The sequence below is a fragment of the Enterobacter sp. A103 genome, assembly GCF_034427535.1.
Classification (GTDB): domain Bacteria; phylum Pseudomonadota; class Gammaproteobacteria; order Enterobacterales; family Enterobacteriaceae; genus Enterobacter; species Enterobacter asburiae_B.
Genome location: NZ_JAXQPQ010000006.1, coordinates 61,938 through 76,119 on the forward strand (window position 1 = coordinate 61,938; position 14,182 = coordinate 76,119).

The 14,182-nt window shown below is 57.6% G+C and carries 8 protein-coding genes; 2 read left to right on the forward strand and 6 right to left on the reverse strand.

What is annotated here, in order from left to right:
- Positions 1 to 46: 46 nt before the first annotated feature.
- Positions 47 to 2,128 carry a 4-alpha-glucanotransferase gene (gene malQ, locus SPH27_RS16795; RefSeq protein ID WP_182071599.1) on the reverse strand — a complete coding sequence of 694 codons (2,082 nt, stop codon included), beginning with the start codon at positions 2,126 to 2,128 and terminating at the stop codon, positions 47 to 49.
- A 9-nt stretch (positions 2,129 to 2,137) separates the two neighbouring features.
- Positions 2,138 to 4,531, reverse strand: a complete 2,394-nt coding sequence (gene malP, locus SPH27_RS16800) for a maltodextrin phosphorylase (RefSeq protein ID WP_033146829.1) — start codon at positions 4,529 to 4,531, stop codon at positions 2,138 to 2,140.
- A gap of 586 nt (positions 4,532 to 5,117) precedes the next feature.
- Here malP and malT point away from each other — a divergent pair.
- Positions 5,118 to 7,823, forward strand: a complete 2,706-nt coding sequence (malT, locus tag SPH27_RS16805; RefSeq protein ID WP_029742188.1) for an HTH-type transcriptional regulator MalT — start codon at positions 5,118 to 5,120, stop codon at positions 7,821 to 7,823.
- Between the two features lie 62 nt (positions 7,824 to 7,885).
- Here malT and SPH27_RS16810 read toward each other — a convergent pair whose 3' ends face one another.
- From SPH27_RS16810 to glpE, 3 genes are read right to left on the reverse strand one after another with little or no spacing between them, the layout of a single operon-like run.
- The gene (locus tag SPH27_RS16810) at positions 7,886 to 8,644 is read right to left on the reverse strand and encodes a DeoR/GlpR family transcriptional regulator (protein WP_008503060.1); all 759 of its coding nucleotides are present in this window, start codon (positions 8,642 to 8,644) and stop codon (positions 7,886 to 7,888) included.
- 16 nt (positions 8,645 to 8,660) lie between these two features.
- Complete coding sequence (gene glpG, locus SPH27_RS16815; RefSeq protein WP_045888427.1) at positions 8,661 to 9,491, reverse strand: rhomboid family intramembrane serine protease GlpG; 831 nt, start codon at positions 9,489 to 9,491, stop codon at positions 8,661 to 8,663.
- Between the two features lie 47 nt (positions 9,492 to 9,538).
- Positions 9,539 to 9,871 (reverse strand): thiosulfate sulfurtransferase GlpE, encoded by a 333-nt coding sequence (glpE, locus tag SPH27_RS16820; protein WP_006177908.1) that lies wholly within the window; start codon positions 9,869 to 9,871, stop codon positions 9,539 to 9,541.
- A gap of 250 nt (positions 9,872 to 10,121) precedes the next feature.
- Between glpE and glpD the strand changes: the two genes are divergently transcribed.
- The gene (glpD, locus tag SPH27_RS16825; protein ID WP_182071600.1) at positions 10,122 to 11,630 is read left to right on the forward strand and encodes a glycerol-3-phosphate dehydrogenase; all 1,509 of its coding nucleotides are present in this window, start codon (positions 10,122 to 10,124) and stop codon (positions 11,628 to 11,630) included.
- A gap of 95 nt (positions 11,631 to 11,725) precedes the next feature.
- Here the strand turns inward: glpD and glgP are convergent, their stop codons facing one another.
- Positions 11,726 to 14,173, reverse strand: coding sequence for a glycogen phosphorylase (gene glgP / locus SPH27_RS16830; protein WP_182071601.1), 2,448 nt, complete (start codon positions 14,171 to 14,173; stop codon positions 11,726 to 11,728).
- Positions 14,174 to 14,182 lie beyond the last annotated feature (9 nt).

The following is a 14,182-nucleotide window of genomic DNA, read 5'->3' on the forward strand; positions in this document are numbered from 1 at the left end:
GCCTACATTCTATTTCCTCTCCCTCTGGGAGAGGGTTAGGGTGAAACTACCGCTTCTTGCCCACCGCTCTTCTGCGCTTGTCCAAATCCTTAATCAGCTTGTTCACCCCGTCATCGGCAAACATCTTCTCAAGCGTTGTGGACAGCTTGCGACGCCAGTTCTTGTACTGATAGCTGGTCCCCGGAATGTTCACCGGCTCCGCCATATCAATCCAGTCTTCCGGCTGCAGACCCAGCAGGGCGCTGTTGCTGTCGGCAATATAGCGCTGCAAGCCGCGATTGAGGGTAGCGGTCATCGACATCAATGACGCCTTATGTCCGGCATGTTTCGGCAGACAGCCCTGCTTGTGCAGCGCATCCAGCAGCCCCTGTTTGGAGAGCTCGCGATCCTGATACAGGCCGCGCAAAACCTCTTCATCTGGATACAGTCCCAGCGTTTTGCCGAGCGTCAGATCGCCGCTTTCCCAATAGCCACGAAGCGTAGGAAGGTCATGCGTCGTCGCGACTGCCATTGACTGTTCAGGGTACGCTTTCGGCGCGCGGAAGGTTTTCTCATGGTCGTTTTCAAAATAGAGCACTTTATAGGAGTAGACGCCGCTGTCGCGGAGCTTGCTGACAATTTCCACCGGCACGGTACCGAGATCTTCACCGATCACCATGCACTGGTGGCGTTTACTTTCCAGGGCCAGGATCGACAGCAGATCGTCAACCGGATACTGCACGTACGCCCCGTGATCGGCCGTTTCACCGTACGGGATCCACCACAGACGCAGCACGGACATCACGTGGTCGATACGCAGCGCGCCGCAGTTCTGCATGTTCGCGCGCAGCAGGTCGATGAACGGCTCGTAGGCGCGCGACGCCATGACGTGCGGATCCATCGGCGGTAATCCCCAGTTCTGACCGAGCGGACCAAGAATATCCGGCGGCGCGCCGACGGAAGCTTTCAGACAGTAAAGCTCACGGTCGCACCAGGTTTCCGCGCCGCCCTCTGCCACGCCGACGGCCAGATCGCGATACAGGCCGATCGGCATCTTATAGCCCTGGCTCACCTGCCAGCAGGCGGCAAACTGGCTGTACGCCAGCCACTGCAGCCACAGGTAGAAGTCCACTTCATCGGCATATTTTTTACAGAACGCTTTTACTTCAGGCGTGTCGACGGACTGATACGCTTCCGGCCAGACCGGCCAGCCCCAGCGCATTTCGTCCTCCTTCACCTGATACGCGTGCAGCGCATCAAACGCCGCCTGCCAGTACAGGCTCTCGCCCTCCTGCGTTACAAACTGGCGGAACGCGGCCATCTGCTCGTCATCGCGCTGCGAAAAGCCTTTCCACGCCAGACGCAGCGCGGCCATTTTCAGCGCCGTGACGGTGGAATAGTCCACCCAGTCCGCGTCGCGCGCCTGCTTCAGGGCCTGCTGCGTGGTGCTGAGTTTCCACCACGCCTGCGCCTCTTTGCTGTTTTTGAAATCATCTAACGCGTTAACGTCGATATAAATCACGTTCAGCCAGCGACGGGACGACGGGCTGTACGGGCTGGCGCTCTCCGGATTGGCCGGATAGAGCGCGTGGATCGGGTTGAGCCCGATAAACGCACCGCCGCGCTCGCCCACATCCACCAGCATCTTTTTCAGATCGCCAAAATCACCGATGCCCCAGTTGCTGTCGGAGCGCAGCGTATAGAGCTGCACGCAGGCGCCCCACAGCTTTTTACCTTCGAGCAGCGCCTGCGGCTCGTAGCAGCGTTTTGGCGCGACGATCACCCGGCAGTGGAAACGACGATCGTCCTGGGTGAGCGTTAAGGTGTGATACCCCTCCGGCAGCTTCGCCGGAAGGTTTAACGTTTTGCCGCCGGTGGCGTGGCCTTTGTGCTGATGCCCCTCTTCGGTGGTAAGCAGCCAGCTAAACTCGCCGCGCCCCTCCACCGCCAGCGGCATCTTTTTGCCTGCGGTGAATACCTTCACGTTGGGCACCGGTGCAACCGACGCTTTCGCGTCGGCTTTGTGCATGGCATCCAGCAAACGTCTTTTGGTGTCGGCGCCAATAGACTGCGGTTTGCCGTGCGCATTAATGTAACTGAGGCTGATCCCCGCCGCCTGCGCGGCGCTGTCCAGACGTTTACTCTCCATCGCGCTTCCTTAGCGTTTTGCCTGCCAGATACGGGCCTGATAATCACGGATTGAACGGTCAGAGCTGAACATACCGCAGCGCGCGGTGTTCAGAATGCACGCGCGGGTCCACGCCTCCTGGTCGCGATACAGCACGTCGACCTGCTTTTGCGCTTCTACATAGGCCGTGAAGTCCGCCATCACCAGATACGGGTCACCGCCGTGTTTGTCCATGCTGTGCAGCATCTGGTCAAACGCGTGCTTGTCGCCGTCGCTGTATTTACCGCTTTCCAGCTCCTTCAGCACCGCGTCGAGCACTTTGTCTTTCTTACGCCATTTCACCGGGTCATAGCCTTTGGCTTTGATGGCCTTCACCTCTTCCACGGTATGGCCGAAGATAAAGATATTCTCTTCCCCGACCTTCTCGGCGATTTCGACGTTTGCCCCGTCGAGCGTACCGACGGTCAGCGCGCCGTTCAGCGCCAGCTTCATGTTGCCGGTACCGGACGCTTCTTTACCTGCCGTCGAGATCTGCTCGGAGATATCCGCCGCCGGGATCAGCATTTCAGCCGCCGAGACGCAGTAGTCCGGCAGGAACACCACCTTCAGCTTGTCGCCCACTTTCGGATCGCTGTTGATCGCCGCCGCCACTTTATTGATGGCGAGGATAATGTTTTTCGCCAGGTAATAGCCCGGCGCCGCTTTCGCACCGAACAGGAACACGCGCGGCACACGGTCGGCCTGCGGGTTCTCGCGGATCTCTTTGTACAGCGCCAGAATATGCAGCAGGTTCAGGTGCTGGCGTTTGTACTCGTGCAGACGTTTGATCTGGATATCGAAAATGGCATTCGGGTTGATCTCAATCCCGGTACGCACTTTCACAAACTCCGCCAGGCGAACCTTGTTCTCCAGCTTGATCGCGCGGTACTGCTCGCGGAACTTCGCGTCGTCAGCCTGTTTTTCCAGGTTGATGAGCTGGTCCAGATCGTTGGCCCACTCTTTCTTCAGGGTCTTGTCCAGCAGACCGGCCAGCAGCGGGTTGCACTGCTTGATCCAGCGACGCGGCGTGATGCCGTTGGTCACGTTGTGGAATTTGGTCGGCCACAGCTGGTGATATTCCGGGAAGAGATCTTTGACCACCAGATCCGAGTGCAGCGCCGCCACGCCGTTCACCGCAAAGCCGCTGACCACGCACATGTTCGCCATGCGCACCTGCTTGTCATGCACAACTGCCAGCTTCGCCCAGACCGCTTTGTTGCCTGGCCAGGTTTTATCCACCAGGGTTTTAAACTGGTCGTTAATCTTGTTGATGATCTGCATGTGGCGCGGCAGCAGCGTTTTCACCAGCTTCTCATCCCAGCACTCGAGCGCTTCTGGCATCAGGGTGTGGTTGGTGTAGGCAAAGGTACGGCTGGTGATGGCCCAGGCGTCATCCCAGCTCAGCTGGTGCTCGTCGATCAGCACGCGCAGCAGTTCCGGGATCGCAATCGTCGGGTGCGTGTCGTTGAGCTGAATCACTTCGAAGTCCGGCAGCTGCGCCAGCTTGCGGCCCGCCAGATGATGGCGACGCAGAATGTCCGCCACGGAGCAGGCGCACTGGAAGTACTGCTGCATCAGGCGCAGCTTTTTACCGGCCAGGTGGTTGTCGTTCGGGTAGAGGACTTTGGTCAGCTTCTCGGCGTCGATGCCCTGCTGCTCGGCGCGAAGGAAATCGCCGTCGTTGAATTTGGTCAGGTTAAACGGATGCGCGTGCTTCGCCTGCCACAGACGCAGCGGCTGCGCCACGCCGTTACGGTAGCCAAGCACCGGCAGATCCCAGGCTTCACCGGTAATGGTGAACGCCGGTTCCCAGAGCCCCTGCTTTGTCACTTTCCCGCCAATGCCGACCTGCACATCCAGCTGCGCGTTGTGGCGGAACCACGGATAGGTATTGCGATGCCAGTCGTCCGGCGCTTCCATCTGATGGCCATCGGCAAACGACTGACGGAACAAGCCATACTGATAGTTCAGGCCATAGCCAATCGCCGACTGGCCGACGGTCGCCATGGAGTCGAGGAAACAGGCCGCCAGACGTCCCAGACCGCCGTTGCCCAGCGCCGGGTCAATCTCTTCTTCCAGCAGGTCAGTCAGGTTAATGTCGTGTTCTTTAAGGACGTCACCAACGTCCTGATACCAGCCGAGGTTCAACAGGTTGTTGCCCGTCAGGCGGCCAATCAGGAATTCCATTGAAATGTAGTTTACATGGCGCTGGTTCTTCACCGGCTTTGCCAAAGGCTGAGCATCCAGCTGTTCTGCGAGCGCACCGCTCACTGCCTGCCACCACTGGTGAGGCGTCATCTCGTTTGCAGCATGAAGGCCAAAACGCTGCCACTGACGCGTCAGGGCAGCCTGGAATTGAGCTTTGTTGAAGGTAGGCTGTGACATAGGGGATCGGCATCCTTTAGAAAGAAAACACAAGTTGGCGCTAGTGTGCCTGGCTCATTTCCCCTCTTCCTCCTCCTGTGGGGGATTAGACAGGGAGGAGTAGCGGGGATGAGCATAAAAGTGTGATCGAGGCCACTCTCAGAGCATAGTTCGAGTGTGCCCGGAAGATAAAAAAGTAACCGGAGAGAATGTCAAAGAAATGAAATGCAGTTTCGGGTGAAATTAATCCGTTCTGAAATGATTACTTACGTAGAATAATAATTTAGTCATCGGGTTACATCTCCGGAGACTATTTCTCTCCCTCAACTTTACCCGCACTTTATTAAATTCGACGTCACTATACCTTTCTGAAACCAGTTTCAGCGCAGCGGCAATGTATACAGACAATCCAGCAGTGACGCGGCGTTACGGCCCTTTCGAGAAAGTTCCAACATTTGCCTGAATGTTTTGTGACAGAGTGCAAATTCAGAACCACAAAACCCAGACATAACTTGCAATAGTTCTCTTTCTGTTCGACCTTATATCGTATTAATTACGAAGCGCAAAAAAAATAGAATCTCTCGTTCCCCACAGTGAAGTGAAACCTATGTTGATTCCGTCTAAATTAAGTCGCCCGGTTCGTCTTGACCATACAGTGGTCCGCGAGCGTCTGTTGGCTAAACTTTCCGGCGCGCATAATTTCCGACTGGCGCTGGTTACGAGCCCTGCAGGCTATGGAAAAACAACGCTCATTTCGCAATGGGCCGCGGGTAAAAGCGATCTTGGCTGGTACTCCCTCGACGAGGGCGATAACCAGCAGGAGCGTTTTGCCAGCTATCTGATTGCCGCCATACAGCAAGCCACCCATGGACACTGCGTCGCCAGTGAGGTGATGGTGCAAAAGCGCCAGTACGCCAGCCTGTCCTCCCTTTTCTCACAGCTGTTTATCGAACTGGCCGAATGGCATCGCCCGCTCTACGTGGTGATCGACGATTACCATCTCATCACGAATCCGGTGATTCATGAATCGATGCGTTTCTTCCTGCGCCATCAGCCGGAAAACCTGACTTTAGTGGTGCTGTCACGCAACCTGCCGCAGCTGGGTATTGCCAACCTGCGCGTGCGCGATCAGCTTCTGGAAGTGGGCAGCCAGCAGCTGGCCTTTACCCACCAGGAAGCGAAACAGTTCTTTGACTGCCGCCTGACATCACCGATTGAGGCCGCCGAAAGCAGCCGTCTGTGTGATGACGTTGCCGGCTGGGCCACGGCGCTGCAGCTTATCGCGCTCTCTGCCCGACAAAACAACAGTCCGGCGCATCAGTCTGCCCGGCGTCTGGCGGGCATCAACGCCAGTCACCTTTCCGACTATCTGGTGGATGAGGTGCTGGACAGCGTCGATCCCTCGACGCGTAATTTCCTGCTGAAAAGCTCGTTGCTGCGCTCCATGAACGATGCGCTCATCGTGCGCGTGACGGGGTGTGAAAACGGCCAGCTGCAGCTCGAAGAGATTGAACGTCAGGGCCTTTTCCTGACGCGCATGGACGATCCCGGCGAGTGGTTTAGCTATCACCCGCTGTTTGGCAGTTTCCTGCGCCAGCGCTGTCAGTGGGAACTGGCGGTTGAACTGCCGGAGATCCACCGCGCCGCTGCCGAAAGCTGGATGGCGCAAGGCTTCCCGAGCGAGGCCATCCACCACGCGCTGGCCGCCGGTGATGCCAGCATGCTGCGCGATATCCTCCTCAATCATGCGTGGGGCCTGTTTAACCACAGCGAGCTGACGCTGCTGGAAGAGTCTCTCAAAGCCCTGCCGTGGGAAAGCCTGCTGGAGAACCCGCGTCTGGTGCTGCTGCAGGCCTGGCTGATGCAGAGCCAGCACCGCTACAGCGAAGTGAACACCCTGCTGGCGCGCGCCGAGCAGGAGATGGAAAGCGAAATGGATACCACCCTGCACGGCGAATTTAACGCGCTGCGCGCTCAGGTGGCCATTAACGACGGCGACCCGGACGAAGCTGAACGGCTGGCGATGGTCGCGCTGGATGAACTGCCGCTGGCTAACTTCTACAGCCGCATCGTTGCGACCTCGGTGCACGGTGAAGTGCTGCACTGCAAAGGCGACCTCACGCGTTCGCTTTCACTGATGCAGCAAACCGAACAGATGGCGCGTCGTCATGATGTCTGGCATTACGCGCTGTGGAGCCTGATCCAACAGAGCGAGATTTTATTCGCGCAGGGGTTCCTGCAGGCCGCCTGGGAAAACCAGGAAAAAGCGTTCCAGCTGATTCGTGAACAGCATCTGGAACAGCTGCCGATGCACGAGTTCCTGTTGCGTATTCGCGCTCAGCTGCTGTGGGCATGGTCGCGTCTGGATGAAGCAGAAAGCTGCGCCCGCCAGGGTGTGGATGTCCTTTCCAGCTTCCAGCCTCAGCAGCAGCTGCAGTGTCTGGCGCTGCTGGTGCAGTGCTCGCTGGCGCGCGGCGATCTCGATAACGCCCGCAACCATCTGAACCGCCTGGAGAACCTGCTCGGCAACGGTCAGTATCACAGCGACTGGGTCTCAAACGCCGATAAGGTCCGGGTGATTTACTGGCAGATGACCGGCGATAAAAAATCCGCCGCCAACTGGCTGCGTCAGACGCCAAAACCCGAATTTGCGAACAACCACTTCCTGCAGAGCCAGTGGCGGAACATTGCCCGCGCGCAAATCCTGCTCGGTGAATTAGAGCCCGCAGAGATTGTGCTGGAAGAGCTGAACGAGAACGCGCGCAGCCTGCGTCTGATGAGCGACCTGAACCGCAACCTGCTGCTGCTGAACCAGCTTTACTGGCAGGCGGGTCGTAAAAACGATGCCCAGCGCGTGCTGCTGGAAGCGCTGCAGCTGGCTAACCGCACCGGCTTTATCAGCCACTTTGTGATTGAAGGTGAAGTGATGGCGCAGCAGCTGCGTCAGCTTATTCAGCTCAACACGCTGCCGGAGCTGGACCAGCATCGCGCCCAGCGCATTCTGCGCGAGATTAACCAGCATCATCGACACAAGTTCGCGCATTTTGATGAGAACTTCGTTGAACGTCTGCTGAACCACCCGGAAGTGCCGGAGCTTATCCGTACCAGTCCGCTCACCCAGCGCGAATGGCAGGTTCTGGGGCTGATCTATTCAGGCTACAGCAACGAGCAGATTGCCGGCGAGCTTGCGGTGGCGGCGACCACCATCAAAACGCATATCCGCAATCTGTATCAGAAGTTGGGCGTGGCGCATCGTCAGGATGCGGTGCAGCATGCGCAGCAGCTGTTGAAGATGATGGGGTATGGCGTGTAGGACCTCTGCGGTCTGATGCCCTCACCCCGGCCCTCTCCCACAGGGAGAGGGAGAACGGCTTTTCAACACAACTCTAACTGCAAATTATTATCTTTAATCACCTGCATCACGCCCGCCGGCGGCATCACGTCGGTATAAACAGCATCCACCATGCTGATGCTGCCCATGTTTACCATCGCATTTCGGCCAAACTTCGAATGGTCTACCACCAGCATCACGTGACGTGAGTTCTCAATAATCGCGCGCTTGGTGCGCACCTCGTGATAATCAAACTCCAGCAGCGAGCCGTCGCTGTCGATGCCGCTGATCCCGAGAATGCCGAAGTCGAGGCGGAACTGAGAGATAAAATCGAGGGTCGCTTCGCCGATAATCCCGCCGTCGCGGCTGCGCAGTTCGCCGCCCGCGAGGATGATGCGGAAGTCATCTTTCTGCATCAGGGTATTGGCCACGTTCAGGTTGTTCGTGACCACGCGCAGGTTCTCGTGATCCAGCAGCGCATGGGCGACCGCTTCCGGCGTGGTGCCGATATCAATAAACAGCGTCGCCCCGTTCGGGATCTGGCTGGCGACCTTGCGGGCAATGCGCTCTTTCTCTGCCGTCTGCGTGGCTTTACGGTCATGCCAGGAGGTATTGACCGAACTGGACGGCAGCGCCGCCCCGCCGTGGTGGCGAAGAATGCGGTTCTGATCGGCCAGGTCGTTCAGGTCACGACGGATTGTTTGCGGGCTGACGGCAAACTGCTCCACCAGCTCTTCGGTGCTGACGTATCCCTGTTTTTTTACCAGTTCGATAATAGCGTCATGACGTTGTGTTTGTTTCATCAATTATCCCTGAGAATTATGTTCGTTTTCGCGCATGGAGCGTGTCGGCAAAGGCCATCGCTAACCCCACGGCCAGCCCGGCGACGTGTGCACCGTTGGCGATAGACATACCAAACAGATCAAACCATCCGGCAATAAGCCATATTAACGCAAAGGTTATTAATCCGCGCTGCAGATAGATGCCGCTTTCCGGATCGCGCTCCCCGCGAAGCCAGACATAGCCCATCAGGGCATACACGACGCCCGACAGCCCGCCGAACCACGGCCCGCTGAACTTGTGCTGCACATAGCCGCTCAGCAGGGCGCTGATAAGGGTGATAACGATCAGCTTGCCGCTGCCCAGACGCTTTTCAACAGCGCCGCCGAGATACCACCACCAGAGCAGGTTAAAGAGAATATGCATCACCGAGAAGTGCATCAGCGCGTGGCTAAAGTAGCGCCAGACGTCAAACTCAAGAGACGGGTCATAGGGCCAGGCCAGGGCAATCATCACGCTCTGGTCGCCCACCACGTTCATAATGATGAAAACGATAATGCAGGCCGCCATCAGCAGCAGCGTAAACGGGCCGGCGCGCTCGCGGATGGTGGCGAGGAAGGGAAAACGGCTGTAGTGCAGTCCGCTGTCGGTCTGCCCGGACTGCCAGCTGGCCGCCAGATAGCGCGGGTCGCCGGGGTTCTCAAGAAAACGCGCCAGCTCTTCGTTTACGCGCGCGGCCTGGCTCTCGTCGGCCAGCCAGACGTCGGTCTGCGTATGTTGCTGAATGGTCAGAATAACGCCCTGCGTCGCCATATAGTCGACAAACGCCTGGGCGACGCGCGGGTTGGTAAAAGAGGTGATCATCAACATGGGCAGCGGTCGCTTATTTCCACACAAAAGGGGACAGTATAGCGGGATCAGCGCTCAAAAGCGTATTCCACTTCTGCCGGGAAATGACGATGCCAGGCATCGAAACCGCCGTCGACGCTGTATACCGCGTCGTAGCCCTGCTGAAGCAGATACTGCGCCGCGCCTTTGCTGCTGTTGCCGTGGTAGCACATGACCATGACCGGCGTCTCGAAGTCGTTATCGCGCATAAACGCGCCCAGCGTGTCGTTAGTGAGATGAAACGCGCCCGGCGTGTGGCCCATCGCAAAACTCTGCGGATCGCGGATGTCCACCAGCACCGCTTTTCCCTGGTGCATCTTCTGGTGGGCTTCTTCTACGTTAATACATTCAAACTGATCCATGGTGTTCTCTTTCTGTTGTTCAGGTTGGGTGCGCGCTGATGCCCTCACCCCAGCCCTCTCCCACGGGGAGAGGGAGAAAAGTTAGTCGCACTATTTTACCCCGTAGTGTACGTCCTGGCGGCGGGTAAACGCCATTATGTTATCCATATCACTCTAAATTGTTTTTTTGATGTTACCAAAAGCGCGTTCCTTTGCTATTATGAGCGATATCGAACATTTCTGAGCTTTAACGAAAGTGCATGAGGGTGTTATGGAAACCAAAGATCTGATTGTGATAGGCGGTGGCATCAACGGTGCCGGTATTGCGGTCGATGCCGCAGGACGCGGTTTATCCGTACTGATGCTGGAAGCTAACGACCTCGCCTGCGCGACGTCGTCCGCCAGCTCCAAACTGATTCACGGTGGCCTGCGCTACCTGGAACACTACGAATTCCGCCTGGTCAGTGAAGCACTGGCCGAACGTGAAGTGCTGTTGAAAATGGCCCCGCATCTGGCGATTCCGATGCGCTTCCGCCTGCCCCATCGCCCGCATCTGCGTCCGGCGTGGATGATTCGAATCGGTCTGTTTATGTACGATCATCTGGGTAAACGCACCAGCCTCCCGGGTTCGACAGGTTTGCGTTTTGGCTCAGAATCTGTCCTTAAACCTGAAATCGTGCGCGGTTTCGAATATTCCGACTGCTGGGTGGACGATGCGCGTCTGGTGCTGGCGAATGCCCAGATGGTCGAGAAGAAAGGTGGCGAGGTGAAAACCCGTACCCGTGCGACCTCTGCCCGTCGTGAAAACGGCCTGTGGATTGTAGAAGCGGAAGACATCGATACCGGCGAGAAATTCAGCTGGAAAGCGCGCGGTCTGGTGAACGCCACCGGCCCGTGGGTGAAGCAGTTCTTCGACGACGGCATGCATCTGCCTTCGCCGTACGGCATTCGCCTGATCAAGGGCAGCCACATTGTGGTACCGCGCGTGCATACGCAGAAGCAAGCCTACATTCTGCAGAACGAGGACAAGCGCATCGTGTTTGTGATCCCGTGGATGGACGAGTTCTCGATCATCGGTACCACCGACGTGGAGTACAAAGGCGATCCGAAGAACGTCGAGATCGACGAGAGCGAAGTGAACTACCTGCTCAAAGTGTATAACGCGCACTTCAGGAAGCAGCTGTCACGCGACGACGTGGTCTGGACCTACTCCGGCGTGCGTCCGCTGTGCGATGACGAGTCTGACTCACCGCAGGCGATTACTCGCGACTACACGCTCGATATTCACGACGTTGACGGTCAGGCGCCGCTGCTTTCCGTGTTTGGCGGCAAGCTGACCACCTACCGCAAGCTGGCCGAGCACGCGCTGGAAAAACTGGCACCGTACTATAAAGGCATTGGCCCGGCGTGGACCAAAGGCGCGGTACTGCCCGGCGGTGATATCGGCGACAATCGCGATGATTACGCCGCGAAGCTGCGCCGTCGCTTCCCGTTCATCACCGAAGGGATGGCGCGCCACTATGCCCGCACCTACGGCAGCAATACCGAGCTGTTCCTGGCCGACGCGAAGGACATTGCGGATCTGGGCGAACATTTCGGCCACGAGCTGTACGAAGCCGAGCTGCGCTACCTGGTTGAGCACGAGTGGGTTCGTCGTCTGGATGATGCTATCTGGCGTCGTACCAAAGAAGGGATGTGGCTCAACGCCGAGCAGCAGTCTCGCGTGGCGCAGTGGTTACAGCAGAATGCGGGGAAGCGTGAGCTGTCGCTGGCGTCTTGATGCGATCGGTGCGGGCTGATGCCCTCACCCTGACCCTCTCCCACAGGGAGAGGGAACAAACACTAAAAACGGCAACCGAGGTTGCCGTTTTGCTTTTACAACCTCACCGGATCAATATGCCAGATCGTCTCGGCATACTCCTTGATGGTCCTGTCGGACGAGAAATAGCCCATATTGGCGATGTTATACATCGCGGCGCTGGTCCACTTCTCCTGCTGACGGTACAGTTCGTCAACCTTATCCTGACAGTCCACGTAGCTGCGATAGTCCGCCAGCACCTGGTAGTGATCGCCAAAGTTAATCAGCGAATCGACCAGATCGCGATAGCGGCTCGGTTCATCCGGGCTAAACACGCCGGTGGCGATCTGCGTCAGCACCTGACGTAACTCTTCATCCTCTTCGTAATATTGACGCGGCGAGTAGCCTTTCCTGCGCAGCGCCTCCACCTCTTCCGTCGTATTACCGAAGATAAAGATATTTTCTTCGCCCACGTGCTCCAGCATCTCGACGTTCGCCCCGTCAAGCGTACCAATGGTCAGCGCGCCGTTGAGGGCAAACTTCATGTTACTGGTGCCGGATGCTTCCGTACCCGCCGTGGAAATCTGCTCAGAGAGATCCGCCGCCGGGATGATCATCTGCGCCAGGCTCACGCTGTAGTTCGGAATGAACACCACTTTCAGCTTGTCGCCAATGTCCGGATCCTGGTTGACCACCTTCGCCACGTCGTTGATGAGATGAATGATGTGCTTCGCCATGTAGTAGGCGGAGGCCGCCTTACCGGCGAAGATCTTCACGCGCGGCACCCATTCGGCCGTTGGATCGGACTTAATGCGGTTGTAATGGGTGATCACGTGCAGCACGTTCATCAGCTGACGCTTGTATTCGTGGATGCGTTTGATCTGAACGTCAAACAGCGCTTTCGGGTTTGCCACCACGTTGAGGTGCATCGCCAGCCAGACCGCCAGACGCTTTTTATTTAGCAGCTTGGCTTCGCGCACGGCTTTGTTCACCGTCGGGAAATCAATATGCTGTTCCAGCTCGCTCAGCTGGCTCAAATCGGTACGCCAGGTACGGCCGATATTCTCGTCCAGCACCTCAGAGAGCGGCTGGTTGGCCAGCGCCAGCCAGCGGCGCGGCGTGACGCCGTTGGTCACGTTGCAGAACCGCGTCGGGAAGATTTTCGCGAAGTCCGCAAAAAGCGACTGCACCATCAGGTTCGAGTGGAGCTCGGACACGCCGTTGACCTTGTGGCTGATGACGACCGCCAGCCAGGCCATGCGCACGCGGCGCCCGTTCGATTCATCAATGATGGATGCGCGGCTCAGCAGCCCGGTATCGTTCGGATATTGCTCCTGCAGCGTCTTGAGGAAGTAGTCGTTAATCTCAAAGATAATCTGCAGATGGCGCGGCAGGATTTTACCGAGCATGTCTACCGGCCACGTTTCCAGCGCTTCGCTCATCAGCGTGTGGTTGGTGTAGGAGAATACCTGACAGGTCACTTCAAACGCGTCATCCCAGCTGAACTTATGCTCGTCGATCAGCAGACGCATCAGCTCCGGAATGGAGAGCACCGGGTGGGTGTCGTTAAGGTGGATCGCGGTTTTCTCCGCCAGGTTGGCGTAGGTTTTGTGCAGCTGATGGTGGCGGCTGAGGATGTCCTGAATCGTCGAGGAGACGAGGAAATACTCCTGACGCAGGCGCAGCTCGCGGCCGGAGTAGGTCGAGTCATCCGGGTACAGCACGCGGGACACGTTCTCGGAGTGGTTTTTGTCTTCCACCGCCGCAAAGTAGTCCCCCTGGTTGAATTTACCGAGGTTAATTTCGCTACTGGCCTGGGCGCTCCACAGGCGCAGCGTGTTGGTGGCATCGGTGTCATAGCCGGGGATAATCTGGTCGTAGGCCACGGCCAGGATCTCTTCCGTTTCTACCCAGCGGGATTTTTTGCCTTCCTGCTGGATACGCCCGCCAAAGCGCACCTTGTAGCGCGTATTGTGGCGCTTAAACTCCCACGGGTTGCCGTACTCCAGCCAGTAGTCCGGCGACTCTTTCTGGCGCCCGTCGACGATGTTCTGTTTGAACATACCGTAGTCGTAGCGAATACCGTAGCCGCGGCCCGGCAGCGCCAGCGTTGCCAGCGAGTCGAGGAAGCAGGCAGCGAGACGCCCCAGACCGCCGTTGCCGAGCCCCGGGTCGTTCTCTTCGTCGATCAGCTCTTCTAAATCTAACCCCATCTCTTCCAGGGCGGTTTTGACGTCGTCATAAATACCGAGCGACAACAGCGCGTTGGACAGCGTGCGGCCAATCAAAAATTCCATCGACAGGTAGTAAACCTGACGCGTTTCCTGCGAGAGCTGGGCGCGGTTTGAGCGCAGCCAGCGTTCCACTAAACGGTCACGCACCGCAAACAGGGTGGCGTTCAGCCACTCGTGCTTGTTGGCGATAACCGGATCTTTCCCGATGGTGAACATCAGCTTGTAGGCGATGGAGTGCTTTAACGCCTCAACGCTGAGCGTGGGTGAAGAGTAGCTAAATGGAGCGTTCATATCAGTAAC

Excerpts from the sequence above, each read along its gene's own strand:
- malP (WP_033146829.1), bottom strand. The coding sequence starts at position 4,531 with ATGTCACAGCCTACCTTCAACAAAGCTCAATTCCAGGCTGCCCTGACG.
- glgP (WP_182071601.1), bottom strand. The coding sequence starts at position 14,173 with ATGAACGCTCCATTTAGCTACTCTTCACCCACGCTCAGCGTTGAGGCG.
- malT (WP_029742188.1), top strand. The coding sequence starts at position 5,118 with ATGTTGATTCCGTCTAAATTAAGTCGCCCGGTTCGTCTTGACCATACA.
- glpG (WP_045888427.1), bottom strand. The coding sequence starts at position 9,491 with ATGTTGATGATCACCTCTTTTACCAACCCGCGCGTCGCCCAGGCGTTT.
- SPH27_RS16810 (WP_008503060.1), bottom strand. The coding sequence starts at position 8,644 with ATGAAACAAACACAACGTCATGACGCTATTATCGAACTGGTAAAAAAA.
- glpE (WP_006177908.1), bottom strand. The coding sequence starts at position 9,871 with ATGGATCAGTTTGAATGTATTAACGTAGAAGAAGCCCACCAGAAGATG.
- malQ (WP_182071599.1), bottom strand. The coding sequence starts at position 2,128 with ATGGAGAGTAAACGTCTGGACAGCGCCGCGCAGGCGGCGGGGATCAGC.
- glpD (WP_182071600.1), top strand. The coding sequence starts at position 10,122 with ATGGAAACCAAAGATCTGATTGTGATAGGCGGTGGCATCAACGGTGCC.